The sequence below is a fragment of the Lentibacillus kapialis genome, assembly GCF_014646635.1.
GTDB classification, from domain to species: Bacteria; Bacillota; Bacilli; order Bacillales; family Amphibacillaceae; genus Lentibacillus; species Lentibacillus kapialis.
The window spans coordinates 33911-59870 of the sequence record NZ_BMNQ01000002.1 but is presented as its reverse complement, the minus strand read 5'-3'; the positions used below and the strand labels follow the sequence as shown (position 1 = coordinate 59870).

At 40.4% G+C, this 25960-nt stretch carries 26 protein-coding genes; 20 read left to right on the top strand and 6 right to left on the bottom strand.

Annotation, left to right across the window (positions count from 1 at the left end):
• Positions 1-2 precede the first annotated feature (2 nt).
• The 4 genes from IEW67_RS01365 to IEW67_RS01350 all read right to left on the bottom strand — a co-directional run bounded on the left by IEW67_RS01365 (position 3) and on the right by IEW67_RS01350 (position 4475).
• Complete coding sequence (locus IEW67_RS01365) at positions 3-1478, bottom strand: Na+/H+ antiporter subunit D (RefSeq protein ID WP_188631257.1); 1476 nt, start codon at positions 1476-1478, stop codon at positions 3-5.
• A complete protein-coding gene (locus IEW67_RS01360) occupies positions 1471-1809 on the bottom strand; it encodes a Na(+)/H(+) antiporter subunit C (protein ID WP_188631256.1) in 339 nt (112 codons plus the stop codon). Before IEW67_RS01360 ends, IEW67_RS01365 begins: the two co-directional genes overlap by 8 nt.
• On the bottom strand, positions 1810-4146 hold the full coding sequence (locus IEW67_RS01355; RefSeq protein WP_188631255.1) for a Na+/H+ antiporter subunit A: 2337 nt from the start codon (positions 4144-4146) through the stop codon (positions 1810-1812).
• Positions 4147-4334: 188 nt separating this feature from the next.
• On the bottom strand, positions 4335-4475 hold the full coding sequence (locus tag IEW67_RS01350; RefSeq protein WP_188631254.1) for a sporulation histidine kinase inhibitor Sda: 141 nt from the start codon (positions 4473-4475) through the stop codon (positions 4335-4337).
• 403 nt (positions 4476-4878) lie between these two features.
• Between IEW67_RS01350 and IEW67_RS01345 the strand changes: the two genes are divergently transcribed.
• The 11 genes from IEW67_RS01345 to IEW67_RS01295 all read left to right on the top strand — a co-directional run bounded on the left by IEW67_RS01345 (position 4879) and on the right by IEW67_RS01295 (position 13987).
• A complete protein-coding gene (locus IEW67_RS01345; protein WP_188631253.1) occupies positions 4879-5394 on the top strand; it encodes a YqeG family HAD IIIA-type phosphatase in 516 nt (171 codons plus the stop codon).
• A gap of 2 nt (positions 5395-5396) precedes the next feature.
• A complete protein-coding gene (yqeH, locus tag IEW67_RS01340) occupies positions 5397-6497 on the top strand; it encodes a ribosome biogenesis GTPase YqeH (RefSeq protein WP_188631252.1) in 1101 nt (366 codons plus the stop codon).
• Positions 6498-6507: 10 nt separating this feature from the next.
• Complete coding sequence (gene aroE, locus IEW67_RS01335) at positions 6508-7353, top strand: shikimate dehydrogenase (protein WP_188631251.1); 846 nt, start codon at positions 6508-6510, stop codon at positions 7351-7353.
• A 2-nt stretch (positions 7354-7355) separates the two neighbouring features.
• Positions 7356-7646 carry a ribosome assembly RNA-binding protein YhbY gene (gene yhbY / locus IEW67_RS01330; protein WP_188631250.1) on the top strand — a complete coding sequence of 97 codons (291 nt, stop codon included), beginning with the start codon at positions 7356-7358 and terminating at the stop codon, positions 7644-7646.
• Between the two features lie 123 nt (positions 7647-7769).
• Positions 7770-8339: a nicotinate-nucleotide adenylyltransferase gene (locus tag IEW67_RS01325; protein WP_188631249.1), complete on the top strand. Its 570-nt coding sequence runs from the start codon at positions 7770-7772 to the stop codon at positions 8337-8339.
• Positions 8326-8898 carry a bis(5'-nucleosyl)-tetraphosphatase (symmetrical) YqeK gene (gene yqeK, locus IEW67_RS01320; RefSeq protein WP_188631248.1) on the top strand — a complete coding sequence of 191 codons (573 nt, stop codon included), beginning with the start codon at positions 8326-8328 and terminating at the stop codon, positions 8896-8898. The genes IEW67_RS01325 and yqeK overlap by 14 nt, the downstream gene beginning before the upstream one ends.
• Before the next feature lie 4 nt (positions 8899-8902).
• On the top strand, positions 8903-9262 hold the full coding sequence (rsfS, locus tag IEW67_RS01315; protein WP_188631247.1) for a ribosome silencing factor: 360 nt from the start codon (positions 8903-8905) through the stop codon (positions 9260-9262).
• Positions 9263-9267: 5 nt separating this feature from the next.
• Complete coding sequence (locus IEW67_RS01310) at positions 9268-10020, top strand: class I SAM-dependent DNA methyltransferase (RefSeq protein ID WP_229671643.1); 753 nt, start codon at positions 9268-9270, stop codon at positions 10018-10020.
• Between the two features lie 464 nt (positions 10021-10484).
• A complete protein-coding gene (locus IEW67_RS01305; RefSeq protein WP_188631245.1) occupies positions 10485-11069 on the top strand; it encodes a helix-hairpin-helix domain-containing protein in 585 nt (194 codons plus the stop codon).
• A gap of 68 nt (positions 11070-11137) precedes the next feature.
• Positions 11138-11701, top strand: coding sequence for a ComE operon protein 2 (locus tag IEW67_RS01300; RefSeq protein ID WP_188631244.1), 564 nt, complete (start codon positions 11138-11140; stop codon positions 11699-11701).
• A 9-nt stretch (positions 11702-11710) separates the two neighbouring features.
• Positions 11711-13987 carry a DNA internalization-related competence protein ComEC/Rec2 gene (locus tag IEW67_RS01295; RefSeq protein WP_188631243.1) on the top strand — a complete coding sequence of 759 codons (2277 nt, stop codon included), beginning with the start codon at positions 11711-11713 and terminating at the stop codon, positions 13985-13987.
• Between the two features lie 80 nt (positions 13988-14067).
• Here the strand turns inward: IEW67_RS01295 and IEW67_RS01290 are convergent, their stop codons facing one another.
• The gene (locus IEW67_RS01290) at positions 14068-14202 is read right to left on the bottom strand and encodes a YqzM family protein (protein WP_188631242.1); all 135 of its coding nucleotides are present in this window, start codon (positions 14200-14202) and stop codon (positions 14068-14070) included.
• A gap of 392 nt (positions 14203-14594) precedes the next feature.
• On the opposite strand from IEW67_RS01290, the gene holA reads away from it, so the two are divergent.
• Positions 14595-15608, top strand: coding sequence for a DNA polymerase III subunit delta (gene holA / locus IEW67_RS01285; RefSeq protein ID WP_188631241.1), 1014 nt, complete (start codon positions 14595-14597; stop codon positions 15606-15608).
• Positions 15609-15648: 40 nt separating this feature from the next.
• On the opposite strand, the gene rpsT is transcribed toward holA, so the two are convergent.
• Positions 15649-15915 carry a 30S ribosomal protein S20 gene (gene rpsT / locus IEW67_RS01280; protein ID WP_188631240.1) on the bottom strand — a complete coding sequence of 89 codons (267 nt, stop codon included), beginning with the start codon at positions 15913-15915 and terminating at the stop codon, positions 15649-15651.
• 191 nt (positions 15916-16106) lie between these two features.
• On the opposite strand from rpsT, the gene gpr reads away from it, so the two are divergent.
• From gpr to dnaK, 8 genes are all read left to right on the top strand, one after another.
• On the top strand, positions 16107-17210 hold the full coding sequence (gene gpr, locus IEW67_RS01275; RefSeq protein WP_188631239.1) for a GPR endopeptidase: 1104 nt from the start codon (positions 16107-16109) through the stop codon (positions 17208-17210).
• 112 nt (positions 17211-17322) lie between these two features.
• The gene (gene spoIIP, locus IEW67_RS01270) at positions 17323-18495 is read left to right on the top strand and encodes a stage II sporulation protein P (RefSeq protein WP_188631238.1); all 1173 of its coding nucleotides are present in this window, start codon (positions 17323-17325) and stop codon (positions 18493-18495) included.
• A 16-nt stretch (positions 18496-18511) separates the two neighbouring features.
• Positions 18512-18820 (top strand): hypothetical protein, encoded by a 309-nt coding sequence (locus IEW67_RS01265; protein WP_188631237.1) that lies wholly within the window; start codon positions 18512-18514, stop codon positions 18818-18820.
• Positions 18821-18960: 140 nt separating this feature from the next.
• Positions 18961-20766, top strand: coding sequence for a translation elongation factor 4 (lepA, locus tag IEW67_RS01260; protein WP_188631236.1), 1806 nt, complete (start codon positions 18961-18963; stop codon positions 20764-20766).
• Between the two features lie 74 nt (positions 20767-20840).
• The gene (gene hemW, locus IEW67_RS01255) at positions 20841-22001 is read left to right on the top strand and encodes a radical SAM family heme chaperone HemW (RefSeq protein ID WP_188631235.1); all 1161 of its coding nucleotides are present in this window, start codon (positions 20841-20843) and stop codon (positions 21999-22001) included.
• A gap of 76 nt (positions 22002-22077) precedes the next feature.
• Positions 22078-23109, top strand: coding sequence for a heat-inducible transcriptional repressor HrcA (hrcA, locus tag IEW67_RS01250; RefSeq protein ID WP_188631234.1), 1032 nt, complete (start codon positions 22078-22080; stop codon positions 23107-23109).
• A gap of 216 nt (positions 23110-23325) precedes the next feature.
• The gene (gene grpE, locus IEW67_RS01245; protein WP_229671642.1) at positions 23326-23928 is read left to right on the top strand and encodes a nucleotide exchange factor GrpE; all 603 of its coding nucleotides are present in this window, start codon (positions 23326-23328) and stop codon (positions 23926-23928) included.
• 29 nt (positions 23929-23957) lie between these two features.
• On the top strand, positions 23958-25796 hold the full coding sequence (gene dnaK / locus IEW67_RS01240) for a molecular chaperone DnaK (protein WP_188631233.1): 1839 nt from the start codon (positions 23958-23960) through the stop codon (positions 25794-25796).
• Positions 25797-25960 lie beyond the last annotated feature (164 nt).

The following is a 25960-nucleotide window of genomic DNA, read 5'->3' as shown; positions in this document are numbered from 1 at the left end:
TATCATCCTTCCATGACAGCATTGATGTAATCTGCAGGATTAAGCAAATACTTGGAAATTGATTCAATCGACGGGTATATAAATTCCGCACCTATGCCAAGGAACACGGATAAAGCTAATAACACGACAATTGGGGCAGTCCTGCCTTTAATCGACTTTGGCTGGAATGATTGATCTTTTTCTCCCCAGAACCCTCTGATGAAGATTTTCATAATCGAATAAAGAATCAATAGACTGGACAATAATGCAATGATTACAATGACAACTTCTCCAGCCGAAAATGCACCGCGCAGCAACAGCACTTTTCCAATAAATCCGCTGAAAGGGGGGATACCTGCCAGGACAAATCCCGAAACGAACAACATCCATCCAAGAAATGGATAATAGTGGATAAGTCCGCTGAATTTGCGTAAATCGGATGTTCCAGCGGCATAAGTAATGGTCCCCACCAGCAGGAAAAGGCTTGCTTTGATCAGCATGTCGTGAATCAAATAATAGATAGAACCGCTAATGCCATCCTGATTAAATATACCAATTCCCATTATAATAAAGCCAATGGCCGGTATAATATTATAAGCGATAATTAATTTTATATTTTGGGTGGATAATGCCCCTAACACCCCAAAAATCATTGATAAACCGGCTATCCAAATAAATGCTTCATGAGTCAGCTCAATTTTATGTACAAAGATCAGTGAAAATACCCTGATAATTGCATAGATGCCCACTTTTGTCAGTAATGCCCCAAACAGGGCTGAAATGACGGGATTTGGTACAATATAAGATTTTGGCATCCAATAATACAGGGGAAACAGCGCTGCTTTCACTGCAAAGACAAAGAACAAGAGAATACCTACAGTTGTCAGAATACCTTGTTGATCTACTTGCTGAACACGTTGTGCAATCTGCGCCATGTTGACTGTTCCGACAGTCCCGTACAAAAATCCAACGGCTGTTACGAACAGCATTGACGAGAAAAGATTGATGAATACATACTTCATAGATTCACGGAGCTGTACTTTATCGCCGCCAAGTATAATCAGGGCATAGGAAGCCATAAGCAAGACTTCAAAAAAAACAAACATGTTAAAAATATCACCGGTCAAAAAAGCACCCGAAACGCCCGATATCAGTAAGAAAAAGAATGTATAGAAGTAATACTTTTCTTTTCTGTCTGTCAGAGAGTGCGGAGCGTAAAAAGCACAAGCCGCAGCAACAATGTTTGTTGTCAGAACCAGAAGGATCGACAGCTCATCGGCAACAATGATGATGCCGTATGGCGCAGCCCAGTCACCGGTTTCAAGAATGACGGGTCCTTGACTAAACACAAGCCAGGTTATAAAACTGGCCACGGCCAGGTTACTGACGATAAAGATTTTTGACAGTATACGAACGAAAGTTAGTCGTTTTGGGAAAAAGGCCAGAATAATTCCCGATAATAATGGAATGATGATTGGTAAAACTGCCAGGTTACTCATTTTCGTTACCCCTTAATTGCTCGATATTATCTGTGTTGTTCTCCTCAGCTGTACGATATGCAAGCACCAATAGTAAGCTGGTGATACCAAAGCTTATGACAATTGAAGTTAAGATCAGTGCCTGTGGTAATGGATCAGTGTAATCATTGACATTGTCAGTCAAGATAGGCGGAGCACCTCTTTTTAGCTTTCCCATTGTCAACAAAAATAAGTGTGCTCCGTGGGAGAGAAGGACCGATCCTATAACTAATCGCAAAAACTGCTTTTGCAGCAGATTATAAATGGCAGTAGCGAACAGAACGCCTGCAAGAATTGAAATGATAAACTCCATTTATTTCCCTCCTCTGTTTGTTTTAAATTTTATGAGGGTGTAAATGGCAAGGGCTGCTATGCCCAGTACGGTTATTTCAAATAATGTATCCAGACCGCGCATGTCAACAAGAATAACATTGACCACGTTGTCACCGCCCCCAAGTGAGTGTGAGGTTTTTAGGAAATAATCGGAAATAGTTCCAAACCAGTCACTGCTGTGTGCGGAGATTCCGATCATCGTTACCATGGCACCAAAGCCGACTGATATGATAGTGTTAATTGTTTTTGTTTTTAAGGGCTCGTTACGCTTTTTAAGATCGGGCAAATGATAAAAGCATAGTAGGAACAAAGCAACTGAAACAGTTTCCACCACCAATTGTGTTAAGGCCAGATCCGGCGCTCTGTAAATGACAAACAGCAAGGATACGCCATATCCGGCAACACCAGCGATTAAGATAACCGCAAGATTCTTTTTCACAAAGATCGTGCCGATGGCCGCGGCTGCTACCATCAATGCTACAGATACCTCAATAGCAGTGACAGGAGCTAAATCGCTGAAATCTATCGTAATGCCTCCGGTTGCCAGCATAAAACCTGCAGTGACAACCAAAATAGTGCTTAGGATAATAATCATATAAGTCCGCAATGATCCGGTCATATAAAACGTTGTAATCTTTGTTGAAACAGTATCCAATTTTTCAATGACCGTATCGTAAATTTTATTGATACTTAATTTGCCGGGAAATACATGATAGAGCCCGCTCCATTTCGTTCTTGTCGCAGTCAGTACTGCGCCGATTCCCACGACAATAAGTGACATCTGAAATTGTGGAGACCCCCACCCATGCCAGAAATAAATGTCCTTTGCTATTGGCCCTCCATATACAGCCTCAGCTGCATGGGCAATAAATGTACCATTGATGGCACTTGGGAACAGGCCAATCAAAATAACACCAAAGATAAGTATACCTGGTGAGATAAGCATTCCCAAAGGTGCTTCGTGCGGTTTTTTGGTCAGCTTATCAAGTTGAGATGTGCCGCCGAATGTGCCAAAAAGAAAATAGAGTGAATAAACAAATGTGAAAATACTGCCTAAAACGGCAAGGTACGGAATTATATCCACAAGGAAACCTGCAATTGAGCTTATGTCATCCTGCAAACGCAATGTTGATTCAAAAAATAATTCCTTGCTGTAAAAACCGTTTAAAAATGGCAATGGGATTCCCGCCATCGAAAATGTGCCGAACATCGCAAGTGTTGCTGTAATTGGCATAAATGTCAATAGTCCGCCCAGCTTGCGGATGTCACGGGTTCCTGTTTCGTGATCGACAGTTCCAGCCACCATAAACAGGCTGCCTTTAAAAGTGGCATGGTTTAAAATATGGAAGACAGCCGCGAAGATGGCCACTTTGGTTCCGAATCCAAGCATCGCCATAATCATACCGAGCTGACTGATGGTGGAAAAAGCTAAAATGGCTTTCAAATCTGTCTGGTGGACGGCCATATAAGATCCCCAGCAAAGTGTGACAATTCCTGCGATAGTAACAATTATAAAAAACCATTCGTAATCCCCAAAGACCGGTGAAAATCGTGCTACAAGATACAGCCCTGCTTTCACCATCGTCGCTGAATGGAGATAAGCACTGACCGGGGTTGGTGCTTCCATGGCGTCCGGCAGCCATATATGAAACGGGAATTGGGCTGATTTAGTGAATGCGCCCAATAGCAAAAAGCCAAGAGCAAGTGGCGTATATGGACTCGCAAGAATAATATCCGTATTTGCTATCATGAATTGGATGCTCGCTGTACCAGTAATAACGGATAACAAAGCAAAACCGCCAAACATACTTAATCCGCCGAAAATGGTGATTATCATTGATTTTAATGCACCATACCTCGAACGTTCATTAAAATGCCAATAACCAATCAGCAAAAATGACGAAATTGATGTGAGTTCCCAGAATGTATACAGGACAAATACGTTATCTGACAAAACGATTCCGAGCATAGCTGACATAAACATCATCAAATAGACATAAAAATGCCCAAGCGGTTCGCTTCGGTCAAGGTAATATATAGAATATAGTACCACCAGGGTGCCGATGCCGCTGATTAACAGGGCAAACAGCAAACTAAGTCCGTCAAGATAAAAATCAAAATTTATTCCAAGCGATGGAATCCAATTATATGTATGTCGTACTGGCTCGAATCCTGAACCAATGAATTGAATAAAATAAAGGAAAATGACCAACGGAATCAGGAATACAAAGACCCCTGTATGTATTTTAAGTTTAAATTTACTGATAAACGGAATAAAACTAGCAAGCAATAATGGAATCAATACTGTATAAATCATCTGGAATGTTGTCCTCCTCTTAATCTATATGGAGCTTATAACAATTTGAGGAATATAGCTTAACGAATGGTTACATGTTTCTATATGTATTTTAATATTACCAACGTTAGCTTATCATAATCATGATTGCAGTGAAAATGAAAAACCCCTGACCGTATGAATTCAGTCAGGGGCTTGACAGGCAATTTTCAATTGTATAGTTTTACTTTGTGCATTAAATTTCGTTTGTAAATTTCTTTTTCAATCAAATATATAAAGTCGGGGCTTAAGTTCAATTCATTTGCTTTATAATAAGATTCCAGCAGCAGCTCATCAGACAAATACTCCATGAATACACAGCCCTCCTAACCTTTAAAACCACCAATTTGAATGTCGGTTGATAGTTAATAAGTTATCACGAAATAATACGTATAACAAGATTGACATTATCTACAAGAAGTTGTAGATAAGTTGTGAACAAATCATGAATTGAGGCGTAAATTGTTGATATTGCAGTGTGGATTTTGTGTATAAAGTTATCCACATATCGAAAAATGAAAGAAATTGTCGAACGTTTCTTGGCATATTTCCATGCTTTTTTACGGGATTTATTATTTTCTATAATGGAAAGGTGCTATAGAGTTGAGTTATAATAAGGTTTTGTTATACGATTGTTTTATTCAAGATGGTTAAATTTGAATCTTAATGAGCAAATATACGTTTTCTGCTAAATAATTATAAGAGGTGTGACAGTTGTTGAATCTCTTTTTACCCAATAAACACGTAAAAAGTATTTTTGATATTCGTCCTGACGCATTAAATGAAAGAGGAATTAAGGGAATTATTACCGATTTGGATAACACGCTTGTTGCTTGGGATGTTGCAAATGCTACCCCTGAAATAACCGGATGGTTCCGGCAAATGAGGGATCATAATATAAAAGTGACGATTATTTCAAATAATAAGTGGGAACGTGTGAAGCTATTCTCCGAACCGCTTGACACTCCGTTTTTGTTCAGTGCCCGAAAACCTTTGAGCCAGGCGTTCAAAAAAGCGGCCAAAGAAATGAAATTACAAAAAGAAGAAATTGTGGTCATAGGCGATCAAGTTCTGACAGATGTGCTCGGGGGCAATTTGGCAGGTTTCTATACCATATTAGTTGTGCCAATCGTTCAATCCGATGGGAAGGTCACACGGTTTAATCGAAAAATCGAGCGGCGTATCTTAAGTTATATGCGAAAAAAGGGAAAGATAAGCTGGGAGGAATAAGAATGGAAGATATAAAATGTCAAGGATGTGGTTCCTTTATCCAGACATCCAACCCGGATGCAGCCGGATACACACCAAAGTCAACACTGAATCGGGATATCATTCTTTGTCAACGATGTTTTCGTTTAAAACACTATAATGATATACAGGATGTCTCCATGACCGATGATGACTTTCTTACAATGGTTAGCCAAATCCGGGGTAAGAAAGGTCTTGTAGTCCATTTGGTTGACATTTTTAATGTGGATGGAACGATGATTAAAGGTCTTTCACGCATTGTCGGGGACAAGCCAGTAATTCTTGCGGCAAACAAAATGGATTTACTGCCCAAATCAACTAACCGCAATAAGCTGATCAAATGGCTTCAGGCTATGGGCAGAGAAGCAGGAATTGCACTTGAGGACGTCCATCTGATTTCGTCGGTGAAAGGCCATGGGCTATCTGACTTGTCAGAAGTTATTGAAACAAAGCGTAAAGATCAAGATGTTTACATCGTTGGGACAACAAATGTCGGCAAATCAACTTTTATTAATAAACTTATTCAACAAACGACCGGAACAAAAGATGTCATTACGACATCGTATTTTCCCGGGACAACGTTAGGGTTTATCGAAATACCGCTTGATGATGAAACAGCTTTAATAGATACACCGGGAATTGTTAACCAACATCAAATAGCACATTATATTTCTGATAATGACTTAAAAATTATAACACCTAAAAAAGAAGTCAAGCCTAGGGTTTACCAATTGAACAATCAACAAACACTTTATTTTGGCGGTCTTGCCAGACTTGATTTCATTAAAGGTGAAAGACAATCATTTGTGTGTTATTTTTCAAATCAATTGTCTATTCACAGGACCAAACTAAAAAATGCTGATCATTTACTGCACGAACACAGAGGTGGACTTTTATCACCTCCGGATTACGAAACGCTTGAAAAAATACCTGAATTAAGTGCCCAAACGCTCCGCATCGAGAAGGGAAAAACAGATATCGTTTTTCCCGGATTAGGCTGGGTGACGATACCAGAGGGAGGGCTGACGGTTGCCGTTCACAGCCCTGAAAAAGTCAGGATATCATTAAGAAGTTCTTTTATATAGGAGGGGTTCTATGAAATATAAATTGGGGCTTATAGGCTATCCCATTAAACAATCGATGTCTCCATGGATTCATAAGCAATTTCTAAAAAGGGCTAAGCTAGAAGGTGATTATTCCATACAGGAGATAAATCCGGACGAATCGTTTGCAGAAGAAATCGTTAGGTTAAGAAATAGCCGGTTCGATGGGTTTAACGTGACAGTTCCATATAAAAAACGAATCATGCAATACCTCGATCAATTGGATGAAGATGCTCAAACAATTGGGGCTGTTAACACAGTTGTATGCAGAAACGGGAAATGGATGGGGTACAATACAGATTGGATTGGTTTTATCACCAGCTTGAAACATCATTACCCGTCTATTTTTCAAAATAGACGGAGCAAAATATTACTGATAGGTGCCGGCGGTGCTGCACGCGGGATATATTATGGATTGCTGAAAGAGAAATTCACACGAATAGACATCGCTAACCGTACACATTCAAACGCTGAAGCTATTGCAGAATTGGCTGGTGCTAATGGCCGAACATCGATCATGACACTTAAAGATGCCGAAAATAATCTGGAATCTTATGATTTAATAATCCAGACAACGAACATAGGGATGAAACCTAACGTTTATGACATGACCATATCACTCAGTCAGCTGCATGGAAGCAGTATTGTGAGTGATATTGTTTATCAGCCAATTAATACTGAATTTTTATATCAGGCAAGTCAAAAGGGTGCCTCCATTCATTATGGGCATACAATGCTGTTATATCAGGCACAATATGCTTTTGAACTTTGGACTTCAAAAAAAGTGCCAGTTGATGATATGGAAGAACAATTAAGACATAAACTGGAAGGAGAATAAACATGTTAACAGGTAAACAAAAACGCTATTTGCGATCTAAAGCCCATCATTTAAAACCGATTTTCCAGGTTGGTAAAACAGGGGTCAATGATAACATGGTCACACAAATTAGAGAGGCTCTTGAAAAACGTGAACTGCTGAAAGTTAGTATACTGCAGAATAGTCCGGAAGATAAAAATACCGCTGCGGAAAAATTGGCTGCGGCAACAGAAGCAGAAATTGTTCAGGTTATCGGTAACATCATCATTCTTTATAAAGAATCAGAAGAACATAAAACGATTAAGCTTCCATAAAGTGCGCGTTATAAATCGGCATGTTTTATCGCTGAATGACAGGTGAACAGAATAAGTTATTCACGATCAGTCATATGCCATTTCGGGCAATTTACTGACCGTTATATGAGGAGTAATTAGTGCATGAAACGAATTGGAATACTGGGTGGGACGTTTGACCCTCCCCATATAGGACATTTAATAATAGCTGAAGAAGTGCGCGAGACACTGAATCTTGAAGAAGTATGGTTCATCCCCTCTTATGAACCGCCGCACAAACAAAAAGCACATGTTAACTCCGAAACCCGCGTTGAAATGGTGGAAAGGGCTATTTCCGGAAATCCCCATTTCCGAATCAGCACGATTGAGGTGAATCGTTTAGGCAAGTCCTATACATTTGATACAATGAAGGCGTTGACTGATGAGAATCCGGATGTTCAATTTTATTTTATCATTGGAGCCGATATGGTTGAGTATTTACCGTACTGGAACCATATTGACGATCTGCTTAATCTGGTGATGTTTGTCGGTGTTAAGCGAAGAGGGTATGCGTTTAAAACGGATTATCCAATTTTAGAAGTGGATGTTCCGTTGATCGAACTCTCATCAACTGATATAAGACAGCGTGCTCTCAAAAATAAGTCAATAAAATATATGGTGAACTCCGGCGTGGAAGCATATTTAAAGGAGAAACATTTATATGAAGACAGATGAAGCAATCGATTTAATCAGACCGCATCTAAAGCAAGCACGGTTTGACCATACTTTAAGAGTGGCAGAGACGGCAGTGTTATTAGCTGAAAAAAACAATGAACCGGTCGATAAAGTCGAACTGGCAGCTATTTTGCATGATTACGCTAAATATTTTCCATTAGAAAAGATGAGACGGGAGATTAATGAGAGTGATTTACCGCAAGACTTACTATTTTATCATCATGAACTGTGGCACGGACCTGTCGCGTCTATCGTTTTGGAACGGGAACATGGGATAACAGATGAAGCCATCAAAAATGCCATCCGGTATCATACAACGGGAAGATCCGGAATGAGTCAATTTGAAACGATTCTGTTTGTTGCTGATTATATTGAGCCCGGCAGATCTTTTCCGGGGGTGGAGGAAGTAAGGACGGCAGCAAATTCGGACTTGTACCATGCTGCATGGATGGCTTTACGGAATACTATCCAGTTCCTTGTCGGAAAAAACGGAGCCGTCTATCCTGATACGTTTTATGCATATAATAATTTGACGATACATTTGAATGGAGGTAATTGAATTCATGGACAGTAAAGAACGTGTTCAATTAATTGCGAAGGCTTGCGACGATAAACGAGCCGACGATATTGTTGCCCTCGATATGCAGGAAGTTTCATTAGTAGCCGATTATTTTTTGATCTGTCACGGTAGCAACGAACGTCAGGTGCAGGCGATCGCAAGAGCCATCAAAGAATCGATGGATGAGGCGGATATTCATGTTAAACGAATGGAAGGATTTGAACAGGCGCGTTGGATTTTAGTGGACTTGGACGATGTTGTCTGTCATATTTTCCATAAAGATGAACGGAATTATTATAATCTGGAACGTTTATGGGGCGATGCAACTAAGGTTGAGCTACAAATCGCCGGGAACAGCAGGTAATGAATATGAGTTATCATCAGATGGCGCATTACTATGACCTGCTGATGGAAGATGCGCCATATGATAAATGGGCATCATTCACTGAACAAATCATTCAGCTGTCAGGCAAGAAAGTTGAATCAATCGTCGATCTGGGATGCGGAACAGGGCAGATAACGACAAGGCTTGGCAAGTCAGGCTATCGAATGATTGGAGTGGACATATCCAGTGATATGTTGAGCGTTGCAGATCAGCGTGCAAATGCAGAAAATATAAGTGCGCAATGGCTGATGCAAGACTTGCGTACATTAAATGGTATTGAAAACCAGGATATGGCAGTCAGTTACTGTGATGTACTAAACTATGTCACAGAAGTGGACGAGCTGCGCGCAGTGTTCAAAAATATTGCCGCTACATTAAAGCCAAATGGTCTATTTATATTTGACATACATTCGCTTAATCATGTTGAAAATAATTTGGCCAACCAGACTTTTGCCGAAGTGCGTGATACTATCTCCAGCATTTGGTTCTGTCTGGAGGGGGAACGCCCCGGTGAGATGTATCATGATCTGACGTTTTTTGTTGAGGATGATGGTCAGTATGCTCGTTTTGATGAATGGCATCATCAGCGTACCTTTCCCGTTGATTTTTATGAACGTTTATTAAATGACGCTGGATTTGATATTCATCTTATATCCAGTGATTTTTTGCCGGAAAATGATAATATTAGTGGAGAGACTGAACGAATTTTTATAACTTCTGTTAAACGGTCGGAATAATTTTTCCTATTTCGATCGTTTATATTTTAACATCAAAAAATATAAATTATGGATGACCTTATAAGCTTCGTAAAATCGGTACCCTTTAGCCCGCGGTTGAGATAACTGCGACATAGTGAAAGGTCTCTTCCATTCTGAATACGAGAAGCACTTCAAGACGCTCCGGCAATATACTTCGCTTTCCATGGGCACGGCCTCAGCCTCCTCGGAAAGCGGAGTGAATGTTCCGGAGCGGTGTCATTGCACTCAACCATTAGCACTACGTCGCAGTTTATGGATTTTATGATATAAACAACAATCTTATATAAAATATTTTATTTTTAAGAAGGATTTTGGAAACATTTGTCGAATAATAAGGTGAATCCACTATCATTTATCCCGACTTAACGGGAAACAGGACTCTTGCTTCAATAATTCAAAGAAACCGGCCACCTATTAACCCCCTTAAAGGATGTGAAATCAGATTGCTTGATCCCCTCAAAAAGTACATTTTTCCGATTGCTATAACTGTTGGTATCGTTATTTTTCTCATTTTTAATAACCATGACACCGACAAAATCGTCAGCCAATCAAAACCGGTTCCCAAGGAAACATCAGCGTCTAAGGAGGATGAAACGGAACAGACATCTGCAAAAGTGATGGTTGATGTGAAAGGAGAGATTGTCCGCCCAGGTGTATATGAAATTGAAACTGAATCACGCGTGAATGAAATCATTCAAATGGCTGGCGGGTTCACGGAAGACGCTGATCGGTCGATGGTTAATTTGGCTCAAAAAGTTCAGGATGAAATGGTTATTATGATACCCAAAATGGGTGAGGAGATGTCTGCTTCTGTACCGGGAAACTCTGACCATGACAAGGTACGAATTAACTATGCAACCCAGGAGGAAATCGAAAGCCTTAGTGGTATCGGTCCATCCAAAGCAGCCGCAATCATTCAATACCGGGATGAAAACGGTCATTTTAAGACAGCTGATGATCTTCTTGACGTATCAGGTATAGGCGATAAAACGCTTGAATCATTGAAAGATGATATACAGATCCCTTAATGTTAGTGACGTATTTTATAAGCTGAAGGTAAACTATAAAACAGATATGTAAAGGTGGAAATACAATTATGGAAAGAATCTCATGGAACCAATATTTTATGGCACAAAGTCACTTGCTGGCTCTTCGCAGCACGTGTACGAGGCTGATGGTTGGGGCGACAATTGTCCGTGATAAGCGGATTATTGCTGGGGGTTACAACGGCAGCGTTTCCGGCGGTGTTCACTGCATCGATGAGGGGTGTTATGTGATTGACGGGCATTGCGTGCGCACCATTCATGCGGAAGCAAACGCACTTCTTCAATGTGCTAAATTCGGGGTTCCAACTGAAGGTGCAGAAATTTACGTAACACATTTTCCTTGTCTTCAATGCTGTAAACAGTTAATTCAAGCCGGAATAAAAACACTTTTTTATGCGAAGGATTACAAAAATCATCCATATGCTGAAGAATTATTTGCGGAAGCCGGCATTCAGACTGAGAAAGTGGCGTTAACTGACCTTGCAGTCGATTATCACTACCGTGAAAAGGCAGTTCATGTCCGTCAGCTTCTAAAAGAACTTGAAACACAGACAGACGATCCCGAAAAATATGCAGCCTTAAAAGCTGAAGCTGAATCACTGTTTAATTTGTAGGATGACGTTATGAAGGGATATTGGCACTTCCCCGCTTTAGGTATTGCGTCAAGTTTTCTGGCAATCCTGTTTGAGAGTAAATGGTTTCTCGTCTTATTTTTCTCCTGGATTTTATTGTTATCTTATCATCAGAGGTTAGGGAAAATAACGGTCTTCAGTTCCTTAGCTATCTCCATATTTACCTACACCTATATACCTGAATTAGAACGGCCCCTGGAGGATGGAAATAACGAATCTGTTAATTCTGTTTTCACAGGGCGGATTTCAAGCCCGATAAACGAATCAGAATCAAGAATTGCCTTTGAATTTAATGATCAGGCATCCGGCGATAAATACCTGATGGTTTATTTTACGAATGGTGAATCAGACCATCATAATTTAAAATACGGCGCATCATGTACTATTTATGGTAAGCCGGAATTACCGGAAGCTGCCAGAAACCCGGGGCAGTTCGATTATCAGAAGTATTTGCTCCAACAGGGAATCACGTACCAGGTTATCATTGGTTCTTTGGAGGATCTTGAATGCAGCGGCTCTTCATTTCTGAACAATATTTATCAGCTCAGGTCCGATTTCATACAATTTATCCGGAATGAAATCAGCCCCTCAACAGCTGCATGGCTTAATGCACTTGTGTTAGGGGATGATACTCAAATAAGTGATTCAACAACCGAGCTTTTCCGTCGCTGGAACTTGTCACACGTATTGGCAATTTCCGGGTTGCACGTCGGTTTGCTTGTAGGATTATTATATTTTTTGCTTGTTAAGATGACTATTCTCACCAAAGAAAAAGCACAGTGGGTGGTCATTTCCTTGTTACCGCTTTATGCAGTGATTGCCGGTGGGGAGCCATCTGTTATCAGAGCAAGCGCAATGGTTGTTTTGTTTATGGTCGCAAACAAAATGAATTGGAAGTTCAGTGTCACGGACGTACTTAGTATAGTATTTATAACACTTATCTTATGGGATCCTTATATTTTGTACCACATTGGTTTTCAACTGTCGTTTGCTGTTACGTTGGGGCTGCTTCTGTCCAAAAAATGGCTGGCACAGTCAAATGGCTGGTTTTTTACTATTCTTAAAATCAGTTTTGTCTCGCAAATGATCATTCTGCCACTCCAAGTTGAGTATTTTTTCACTTTTCAGCCGCTTTCCATTTTATTAAACCTTGTCGTTGTCCCTTATTTCACCATGTTTGTTATCCCTTTGATGTTCCTCATGCTGCTCACCGCTCCACTGTCAGGATTTTTGATTTTATGTATTGACTGGCTATTTATTCATATTCATGATCTGTTTATGATGGTGATTCAAGCGATTGATCAGACGTTGTATTTTCCATGGGTGATTGGATCTTTCCCGCTGGCAGGTAGTTTAGTGTATTATGCTCTGCTTCTGATTTTTTTGGGGAAAATGGAAACTGAACGGCAAAATCACGCTTTTTTATATGGAATCTATTTGACCTTATTACTTACGATCCTTGTTGTTAGACCTTATTTTTCGCCAACCGGTACTGTAGCAATGCTTGATATCGGGCAGGGAGAAGCCATCGTGCTTGAACTGCCTTATCGGCAAGGGGTTATTTTAATTGATGCAGGTGCAGAAATGTCGTTTGAACATAACGCAATAAGTGATGAAGTTTTTAAGCAAATTATCCGACCGTATCTTTACAGCAGAGGTATAAGCAAAGTTGACGCAGCTTTTATTTCCCATGAAGATATAGATCATATGGGAAGTTTACAGTATATCATAAAAAGTAAGATGCTTAACGCTGTTATTGTGAGCGAGTATTACACATTTTCCGATCAACTGAATGCGGAGCTGATGGATAGCAGTACTGCTATAATCCGCACATCCCCAAACGAATCATTAACAATTGGCGACCATACATTTCATGTGCTGGCACCGGGTCGGGATAAAGCGTCGACTAACGAAAATTCACTTGTTTTATACACCACAATGGGCGGGAAAAAGTGGCTGTTCACCGGAGACATCGGCAGTGAGACGGAAAGGGATCTTATAGAGGAATACCCTGCATTGCAAGCAGACGTATTGAAGGTTGCCCATCATGGAAGCAACAATTCAACAGATCAACAATTTTTGAAACGTATCCAGCCGGCATATGGGCTGATTTCAGCAGGTAAAAACAATATGTACGGCCATCCGCACAAACGTGTGCTTGATAAGCTCGCACAAGAGAACGTCCACGTTATCAGAACAGATCACAACGGGGCAATCCGGTATTATTTTAACGAAACGGAAGGAACATTTCAGACATATCTTCCATAAGCTATATTGTGACATGTAAAAAGAGACTGCAGCATTCAATGTGGCAGTCTCTTTTAAAATAAGTATTGTGATTGAATAAATCAGGAACCAATGAAATTGATGGCAGCACCAATAGCAAAAATCAGTACAAAGAATACGAAGGAAAATGTAAATCCTTTGATTGAATCAACGACATCATTATTTTTTGACTGTACGTCCTTTTCAAAATCGTTCACGATTACCCCTCCTATATAATTTCAAGTATAAAATAAATACATAAAAAAATCCACCGAAATTTTTGATTAGCATGGTCCCCATTTTTAGAAAGAGTTAACAGCTATACTTTTGATTATAGAGGTTACGCTATAACTACAAAACATCGTTTAAAAATCAGTTCCTAGGGCTGGGATTTAAACGTTTATATAGATGACAGAGGGAAGGGGCACTCCGTTTCCCTCTGCTTTCATGAAATTTTAGAAAGACTCGGCATTCGCCTCGTCTTATAGCGAATGCCGAAGCTTTTCTTATAAGGTCATCTATTTATACTTTCAGACGTTATAAAAAATGACTTGCGAATCCGCTGCATACGTTTTACGCTTATTTATATTGCATAATTGGAGTGAACCGTATGTCGTATACGCAAGTATTGCAGGAAGTAAAGCAAAAACAGATTGCACCAGTATATTTATTATATGGAACCGAATCCTATTTTATTCAAACAATCACAAAATATCTGAGTGAAGCTGTTTTGGAGGGTGAAAATCAGAATTTATCTATATACGACTTGGAAGAAACACCCATCCAAGAAGTGATTACAGATACTGAAACATATCCTTTTTTCGGCGGTAAAAAAATGATTTGCGCCCATAATCCATCGTTTTTAAAAGCAAAATCTGACAAACAGCCGTTTGAACATGATTTGGAAAGTGTTATACAATACCTGAATCAACCTGTTGACTATTCTGTGATAGTTTTCATAGCCCCATATGAAAAGCTTGACGAACGTAAAAAGATAACAAAAGCCTTTAAACAGCACAGCACTGTTGTGGAATGTAATCCGATCAGAGACCATGAATTGAGGAATTGGATTAAATATCTCGCCGACAGTATGCAGATAACAATCGAAGACGATGCATATGATATGCTTGAATCCGAACTATCAACCGATTTACATCAGGTAAAAAATGAGCTGACAAAATTGGCGTTACACGTTGGACAAAACGGTGTGGTTACTAAAGAGCTTGCAGAGAATCTTATTTCGCATACCGAAATCAGCTCTTCATTAAGGCTTGTTGATGCCGTCATTGATCGTAATCTGCATAAAACCATTTCAATTTATAAAGATCTCGAAAAAATGAAAGAGGAGCCGATCGGTTTGATTGCTTTGCTTGCATTTCAATTTCGCTCGATTTTGCATGTGAAGCTGCTCAATCAGAAAGGGTATAGTCAATCTCAGATGCAAAAACGAATTGGTGTACATCCGTATGTCATCAAAATGGCGGGTCAGAGGGAAAGAAAATTTTCGATTGAGAGACTTGAAAGCATCATTGATAAATTAACAGAAGCTGATGCAGCAATCAAACAGGGGAAAATGCAGAAAGAACTGGCCTTTGAACTTTTATTACATGAATTAACCAAATAGTCCCGATATAAAAATCGATCCTATGCAGGATCGATTTTTATTATGCGCTTAATTCATTTACCTTTTTCGTCAAACGTGATTTTTGCCGATTGCCTCTATTTTTATGAATGTTGCCGTGCTGCACTGCCTTGTCAATTTTTCTGAATGTGACAGGGAGAGCAGCTTTTGCTTCTTCTGCATCATTTTGTGCGATCATTTTCTCAAGCCGTTTGATATGTGTGCGCATATCTGATTTGAATTTGATATTATGCGTGCGTTTCTTTTGATTGATTTCAACGCGCTTTTTAGCTTGTTTAATATTTGCCAATGATGTCACCTCCTGAAAATATTTGTGATGGATAAAACATAACTTTCAATTGTTTCTATTCCAGCAAAGGACATTTTACCAAACGATGGCATCCTTTTCAATAGCGTACTATTAATGATCCTGTATGATTTGGACGAAAAACGTTAATTATATAAATGATAATCAGTTAGGAGTGAAAGAGAGGGTAAGCAATGGATAAGAACAAAGACCGCTATAATGTCAGAACTGATCTCGCCGTCGAAGCCAGGGATATGTACGTTGAAAAAGAGGAAGAACAGGAAAAGAATCAGGATATAAAAGGCGTTACGATTAAGGAAAAAAGAGAAGGAGACATAGCCGTTACTTATGTTGATATAGATAGTGAGGGTGCACAAAGAATCGGAAAAAAACAAGGATCGTATATCACGATTTATGCTGATGGGGTCAAAAAACAGGATACCGGCAAGCAAGAGAATGCGGCCCAAGTATTTGGGAAGGAACTGGAACAATTAATGAAAAAAAATAAGGTTCCTTCTGATAGTACCGGTCTTATTGTCGGACTCGGTAATTGGAATGTCACTCCTGATGCGCTGGGTCCTATGTCTGTCGAAAAAGTGCTTGTCACAAGTCATTTATTTCAAATGGAACATGAATCCGTATCAGAAGGCTATCGTCCGGTGGCAGCAGTCTCGCCTGGTGTAATGGGTGTCACTGGTATGGAAACAAGCAATATCATTTTTGGGATAGTGGAAAAGTTCAAGCCTGATTTTGTGATTGCAATTGATGCACTTGCATCCAGATCGGTCGAACGCTTCAATGAAACGATTCAGATTTCAGATGCTGGAATCCATCCCGGTTCCGGTGTAGGGAATAAACGGAAGGAGCTGAGCGAGGGGACCATCGGAGTTCCAGTGTTTGCCGTCGGATGCCCCACGGTTGTGGATGCTGTAACGATTACAAGCGATACAATTGATTTTATGTTGAAACATTTTGGCCGGGAATTGAGCGAAAAGGATAAACCGTCCAAGTCCTTAACACCTGCCAAGCTCTCTTTTGGTCATAAGGAGCTTACAGAAGAGGACTTGCCGGATGAGGAAAAGCGCGAGACTTTTCTAGGCATTGTCGGAAAATTATCGGAAGAAGAAAAGAAATCATTGATTCAGGAAGTTCTGACACCAATCGGTCACAATTTAATGGTAACACCAAAAGAAGTTGATGGCTTTATGAAAGACATGGCGACAGTAATAGCAAATGGATTAAATGCTGCTTTGCACGATAAAGTAACGGTGGATAACTTTGCATCGTATACTCGATAGTCCATCAAATGAGATGCTCTATCACATCTAAATTATTTAAAAGAGTTGGTTCTATCTTCCGGAGATTTTTCATAGATTTTAATTACCGGAAATATCTCAGGGGAGTGGAACCATGGACTTTAAACGTCAGCACAACCGAAAAGACAATAAATTCTTTAGGCACCTATACAATAGAAGCAGCATTTATGTCATGTGTGCTGCGATTATATTCATACTTGTAGGATTATTGACAACGATTTCTCCGGCATACAAGCTTTCGTCCAATACAATTACAAATTGGACAAGCGATCTGAATAGTACAACGTTTCTGTATATGCTGGGGATGGAAAACCGGGCTTTCCGGGAAGCATACCCTGAGAATAAGGAGTTGCCTGATATAGGAAATCTGCTTTTTGAAATGACAACCAGTATCAGACCCAGTGACACCAGAAGTTTGCTGGGACAGGAACTCCCGGGTTTCTCAACATTTCAGAACGAAATTATTGTAGCAGGGAAAGGGACCGATTATACAAATCTCCCTGTCGAATCAGCACCTCCGCTTGAGGACATACTGGAAGATAGAAAAGCAGTCGTGGAGGAGCCAAAAAAGCAGAAAGATACAGAAGAAGGAAAGGAGAATCAGCCGAATACGAACGGTCGTGATGTTGTATTTATTTATAATACACACAGCCGCGAGTCATTTTTGCCGCATTTGCCTGATGCCGACAATCCGGATGAAGCACAGCACGGGGAGGTAAACATCGGAAAAGTCAGTGAACGGTTTGCCGAAGCTCTTGAAACACAAGGGATAGGCACTAAAGTTGATCAGACTGACATTATGCATATTTTAAATGAGAAAAACTGGGAATATTACCAATCATATAAAGCTTCGAGGAATGTGGTCCAAGAAGCATTTGCAGGTAATGACGACTTACAATATGCGTTTGACCTGCACCGCGATGCAAGCCCCAAAAATGAAACGACAACGAAAATAAACGGAAAAGGTTATGCTCGGGTCATGTTTGTGGTTGGTGCAGAATATGAAGGTTACGAAAGAAATCTTAAAATAGCCAACAAAATGCACGAATTGATTGAGAAGAAATACCCGGGTCTCAGCAGAGGTGTTATTACAAAAAAAGGAGCAGGGAGCAACGGGGTTTATAACCAAGACTTATCGCCGAATGCCATGTTAATTGAGTTTGGTGGAGTAGGTAACAACCTGGATGAACTGTATCGGTCAGCAGACGCCGTCGCAGAAGTATTCAGTGAATACTACTGGGATGCTGAAAAAGTAAATGCGAGCTAATAGGAAGGGGAAAATTATGCGTTCACTTGTTATACTTTTATCATTGGTTGTGTTTTTTTTGACTGGTCTGACTATCGGAATGGACCGCACTCACGAGGAAAATGACAGTTCAGGGGATATCCATGAATCTGCTGTACAAAAAGAAGAAAAAATTATAGTTGAAAAGAACGTTGCCAAGGGTGATTCGGAAGGTCAAATGTTGAAGAGCCCGAAAAATTCTGAGCATTTCACATACAAGATTGCATCATTTTTAGAATCGAGTGTTAAAGGCTTTTACGAGCTTGTTGTCAGTGCTGCATATCAGCTTGTGCAAGTGTTTTTTTGACGGCAACTCTGTTAGCGAGAAACTGCCGCTTGTGTTAACATTCTTGAATGTGTGCAATGCTATTGCTATAATCAGTCCTAGTTATGCTTGTGCCAAGCCATAAGTAGCGGCGAAAGATAAAGTAGGAGTGGACTGCATTTATGACCAAACAAGAGAATGTACGTAATTTTTCCATCATTGCTCATATTGATCACGGGAAATCAACGCTTGCAGACCGTATTCTTGAAAAGACAAAAGCATTGACACAGCGTGAAATGAAAGAGCAATTTTTGGATGCAATGGACCTCGAACGCGAGCGAGGAATCACCATTAAACTGAATGCTGTACAGCTGAATTATAAACATAAAAATGAGGAAGAGTATTTGTTTCATTTAATTGATACTCCAGGACATGTTGATTTTACATATGAGGTATCCAGAAGTCTCGCGGCTTGTGAGGGCGCAGTTTTGGTGGTGGATGCTGCCCAGGGTATTGAAGCTCAAACACTTGCCAATGTCTATCTTGCGTTGGACAACGAACTTGAACTCATTCCTGTCATTAATAAAATCGACTTACCAAATGCTGATTCTGATCGTGTGGCTCAAGAGCTGGAAGATGTCATTGGAATCGATAAAGATGATGTCATTTTAGCATCGGCAAAAGATGACATCGGTGTTGATGAAATTATGGAACGTATTGTATCGGATGTACCGGCGCCATCCGGAGAACCTGACAAGCCGCTGAAAGCACTAATTTTTGATTCAGTGTATGACCCTTATCGAGGGGTGATCACTTATATTTGTATCAAAGAAGGCTCTGTCAAAGTCGGAGATAAGATTAAATTAATGGCGAACGGAAAAGAGTTTGAGGTCAATGAAATAGGCGTTTTCAGACCTAATCCGGTTCCAAAACAAGGGTTGTCTGTCGGGGATGTCGGTTTTCTAACGGCTTCAATCAAAAATGTCGGGGACACCAGGGTAGGTGATACGATTACTCTTTCCAACAGTCCGGCAGAAAATCCATTACCCGGCTACAAACGGCTGAATCCGATGGTGTTTTGCGGATTGTTCCCGGTTGATTCCAATCAGTATAATGATCTTCGCGAAGCATTGGAACGTCTGGAATTGAATGATTCCTCCTTGCAATATGAAGCTGAAAGTTCCCAGGCGTTGGGCTTTGGATTCCGTTGCGGATTTTTAGGATTATTACACATGGAAATTATTCAGGAACGCATTGAACGGGAATTTAATATCGATTTAATCACAACAGCGCCGTCTGTTATTTATGAAGTGGAGAAAACGGATGGTGACATTATGGAAGTGGATAATCCTTCGACTATGCCGGATTCTCAGCTTGTTAATGAAGTCCGGGAACCTTTTGTGGAAGCGACTATTATGGTTCCAAATGAATATGTCGGTCCCGTTATGGAAATTGCCCAGAAAAAACGTGGACAGTTCGTTGATATGAAATATCTGGATGAGGTACGTGTCAATATCGTTTATCATATCCCACTGTCTGAAATTGTATATGCTTTCTTTGATCAGCTGAAATCAAAAACAAAGGGGTATGCGTCGTTTGACTATGAGTTGATCGGCTACAGGCCTTCAAACCTCGTTAAAATGGATATTTTACTTAACGGCGACACCATTGATGCGCTATCATTTATTGTTCATCGTGATTTCGCCTATGAGCGAGGGAAGCACATTGTTGATAAACTTAAGGATTTAATTCCTAAACAGCAATTTGAGGTACCTGTTCAGGCAGCCATCGGGAATAAAATCATTGCCCGCTCGACGATTAAGGCCATGAAGAAAAATGTTCTATCCAAATGTTACGGTGGTGATATCTCCCGTAAACGTAAGCTTTTGGAGAAACAGAAGGAAGGAAAAAAGCGCATGAAAATGGTAGGGTCTGTTGAGGTCCCTCAAGAAGCATTTATGTCTGTGCTGGAAATGAATGACGATTAGCTAATTTTGACAGAGCGGGAAACTTTTGCCGGGTGGTAAGAGTTATCCCTTTTCTGCCTGTAGGAGAGAAACAAATGAAGGCACAATCTGTATATATCCATATTCCATTTTGCCAGCAAATTTGTCATTACTGTGATTTTACGAAGTTTTTTTATAACGAAAAACTGGCAACGGAATACATTGAAGCACTATCAAATGAGATAAATACACAAATTAAAGGAACCAAGAATCAGGTTCGCACGATTTTTATCGGCGGGGGAACTCCGACAGCATTGAATCTGGAACAACTGCGTTCTCTGATGCAATTGATAGATAGTAAATTTAATATAGCCGGAGCTTCTGAATTCTGTATTGAAGCAAATCCCGGTGACTTCGATAAAGAAAAAGCGAAATTGCTTAAGAGCTATGGCGTCAACCGGGTTTCTTTGGGTGTGCAAGTGTTTGATGATGCAATGCTTGAAGAGCTTGGGCGTGTGCATAAAATTAAAGATGTCTACAGTACAATCAATCTATTGCAGCAATATGGTTTTGATAACATCAGTCTTGATATGATTTATGCATTGCCGAATCAGACAGTTGAGCATTTCCGGCAAACATTGGATGAGGCTCTTTCGTTTAATTTGCCGCACTATTCTGCATATGCGCTGCAGATTGAACCCAAAACCGTTTTTTACCAACGCTATCATAAAGGTAAATTACACCGTCCGCCTCAGGAAGAAGAGGTTCGTATGTATGACATTTTAAAAGAATCCATGAAATGCAATGGGCTGAAGCAGTATGAAATCAGCAATTTTGCAAAACCTGATTATGAAAGCATGCATAATCTTGTATATTGGCAAAATGAACATTATTATGGATTTGGGGCCGGTGCTCATGGTTATTTGCCGGGAAAGCGCTCCGGTAATATACGACCGTTGCCAGCTTACATCAAACAGGCCATGGAAAACGGCTATCCGATTTTGAATATAGAAGAAATCGGTATAAAGGAAATGATTGAAGAGGAGATGTTCCTCGGCCTGCGAAAAATGGAAGGTATCAGTGATCGTCATTTTATTAATAAGTTTGGTTTTTCGTATGAATTATTATACAAAGACACACTTTCCTATTTAGGCGATAAAGGCTGGATTATGAGAGATGCTGGTTACCTGCGTTTGACTGATCAGGGAATCCTGTTCGGGAATGAAGTATTCGCCCAATTTTTGTTGGAAGAAAATGACCTGAGCGTTGTTCGTTGACAAAAAAAACCGGATTTGATAATTTATATTTAGCATTAGCACTCGGTAACCAAGAGTGCTAACAGAGGTGATCATCATGTTAACAGAACGACAATTGCTAATTCTGCAAGTTATTGTTGATGATTTCATCGAAACTGCACAACCAGTGGGCTCTCGTTCGATTTCCAAGAAAGGTGACGTTCATTACAGTTCAGCTACTATACGCAATGAAATGGCCGATTTAGAGGATATGGGGTACCTTGAAAAGACACATTCTTCTTCAGGTCGAATACCTTCAGAGAGAGGGTACCGGTACTATGTCGATCATCTGGTTTCACCTGAGCAAACAGCAGGCAATGTTCAAATTATCCGTAATATCATCCAGGATGGTCTGTTTGAGTTTGAACAAATCGTCCAGAGTTCCGCGGAAATATTGTCACGGATAACAAACTACACATCCATAATACTGGGCCCGGAAGTGTTTGAGACAAAATTAAAACAACTGCAGATTATTTCACTGTCCGGGAATACAGCTGTTGCTATTTTAGTGACGAACACCGGACATGTGGAGCATCGGTCGTTTTCCGTGCCTGAAACCATTAATGCATCAGATTTGGAAAAAATGGTTAACATCTTGAATGACCGTTTGTATGGGGTCCCTATTTTTAAGCTGCACAATAAACTCAATACTGAAATCATCAATTTGATGGATAAATATGTAACGGATTTTGAGGCATCTTATGATTATCTTAAAGCTGTATTTTTCAATGAAAACCCAGTGAGGTTATACTTTGGTGGCAAAACAAATCTGTTAATGCAGCCTGAATTCAATGACATTGATAAGGTGCGGGCATTTTATTCCATGATTGAGGAAGAGGATGAAATCGCCAATTTACTTAAAGGTGCATCTGACGGCGTAAAGGTTACAATTGGGCATGAGAATAAGGTTGATGCAATAAAGGATTGCAGCCTTATCACTGCCACTTATGAGATGAATGAAACGCAGATGGGTACGATTGCATTGCTCGGCCCGACCCGAATGGAGTACAAAAAGGTAATTAATCTGCTTGATACTTTATCAACTGAAATGTCAGACGTGTTGTATAAGTGGTATCAAGATAGTGAATAAGGGTGCTTGCTTATGCTCTGTGTTGATTTTAATCCCGCATGCAGCGGGATAGTGATCTCCTTTAAGAGGACTGTTCTTCCTTCTTAAGTATCTGAGTTAATCCAACTGATAATCAGTAAGTGATGAAATCAACTTTCTGATTGAAGTTTTACTTTATTTCATGAACGTATCATGTTATATTCTATCGTGGCAATTTCATAGTTAGGAGGTGGCGGAATGACTGAACAAAATCAGGAAACAATGAACCGCAATAATTCAAATGATGCGGAACAAGAACAGGAAGAAGTTGTTACAGAAGTCATCGATGCAGAAACAGATGATCAGGAAAACGCGGCTCAAGCGGAGTCAGCTGATAAAGAAAATGATTCGCTTCAGGCTGAGCTCAGTCGGTTGAAACAGGAAAAAGACGACCTGCAGCAGCGCTTATTGCGTACTCAGGCTGAATTTGATAATTTCAAGAAACGTTCCCAAAAAGAAAAAGAATCCGTCCAAAAGTACAAATCAGAGGAACTGGCAACCGAATTATTGCCGGCGATGGATAATTTTGAACGGGCGATGCAAGTTGAAGTTAATGCAGAAACGAAGAGCTTTGTTGAAGGTATTTCAATGGTTTACAACCAAATCAAGGAAGCACTTAAATCACAAGGTATTGAAGAGATAGAAGCTGTCGGCAAACCATTCGATCCAAATGTACACCATGCCGTGATGCAAGTAGAGGATGAGGAAGCCGAATCAGATACCATAGTGGAAGAACTGCAAAAAGGTTATATCCTTAAAGATCGCGTTATCCGGCCAGCAATGGTCAAAGTTAATAAGTAATTGCAAGAGTAGTTAAGGAGGAATTGGTTATGGGTAAAATAATTGGAATTGATTTAGGTACAACAAATTCATGTGTGGCTGTAATGGAAGGCGGCGAATCAGTTGTCATTCCGAATCCTGAAGGAAACCGCACAGCGCCATCTGTTGTAGCGTTTAAAAATGGTGAGCGTCAGGTTGGTGAAGTGGCAAAGCGTCAGGCTATCACCAACCCGAATACAGTTCAATCAATTAAGCGTCATATGGGTACAGACTATAAAGTTAAAATTGATGACAAAGAATATACACCTCAAGAGATTTCTGCCATTATTCTGCAGTATTTAAAATCGTATGCTGAAGAGTACCTGGGTGATACTGTTGAGAAAGCGGTTATCACTGTTCCGGCATACTTCAATGATGCAGAACGACAGGCAACCAAAGATGCCGGTCAAATTGCCGGTTTGGAAGTTGAGCGTATTATCAACGAACCAACAGCAGCATCGCTGGCATATGGTATTGATAAAGAAGACCAGGATCAGACGATTCTCGTATACGACTTGGGCGGCGGTACGTTTGACGTATCCATCCTTGATATCGGTGATGGCACATTTGAAGTTGTTTCAACGGCCGGGGATAACCGTCTTGGCGGTGACGATTTCGATGAGGTCATCATGGATCATATGGTTCAGGAATTTAAAAAAGAAAACGGCATCGATCTTTCGCAGGACAAAATGGCTAAACAGCGTTTAAAAGATGCAGCTGAAAAAGCTAAGAAAGACCTTTCGGGTGTAACACAAACACAAATCTCACTGCCGTTTATTACAGCTGGTGAAAATGGCCCGTTGCACTTGGAAATGAATATGACGCGCGCTAAGTTTGAAGAACTGTCATCAGAGCTGGTTGAGCGTACGATGAAACCAACCCGCAGAGCATTGAAAGATGCCGATTTATCAGCGAAAGATATTCATAAAGTTATCCTGGTTGGTGGGTCAACACGTATACCTGCTGTACAGGAAGCTATTAAAAAAGAGACAGGAAAAGACCCTTCAAAAGGTGTGAATCCTGACGAAGTGGTTGCCCTGGGTGCAGCTATTCAAGCTGGTGTATTGCAAGGCGATGTTAAGGATGTAGTCCTGTTGGATGTTACACCGCTTTCTTTGGGTATCGAAACAATGGGCAGTGTTACAACAAAATTGATTGAACGGAATACAACCATCCCGACAAGCCATTCACAAGTGTTCTCAACCGCGGCTGACAACCAGACAGCTGTTGATATTCATGTGTTGCAAGGTGAGCGTGAAATGGCTGCGGATAACAAGACGCTTGGACGCTTCCAATTGACGGATATTCCGCCAGCACCGCGCGGTATCCCGCAAATCGAAGTGACATTCGATATTGATGCCAATGGTATCGTTAATGTCAGTGCGAAAGATAAGGGCACAAATAAAGAGCAGTCCATTACCATTAAGTCTTCATCCGGTCTTTCAGATGAAGAAGTGGAGGAAATGGTCAAGGAAGCTGAAGAGAACGCCGAAGAAGATAAAAAACGCCGTGAAGAAGCGGATCTTCGCAATGAGGCTGATCAGCTAGTATTCACAACAGATAAGACTATTAAGGACCTTGGCGACAATGTAACGGATGAAGAAAAACAAAACGCAGAGAATGCAAAAGAGGAACTGCAAAAAGCCATCGAATCTGATGACCTTGATCAAATCAGAGAAAAGAAGGATGCACTGCAGGAACAAGTACAGCAGCTTTCTGTTAAAATGTACGAGCAAATGGCACAGGAGCAGCAAGCTGAACAAGGACAGCAGGAAGAAGGCCAGGATTCAGATGAAGATGTTGTAGATGGCGACTACAAAGAAGTAGATGATGAGGAAGACAAAAAATAACCTTATGTCATCAAACAAAAAAGTCAAAGTCAGGACCCTCTTGACTTTGACTTTTTTCTGGTATCAGGAATAATGCAAAATTGCCCTGCAGTGGATTAGAAAGTTAGTCGCTCCTATCATGCGGGAGCAAGGCTGTTTCTCGTTTGCTAACATGATATAATTGA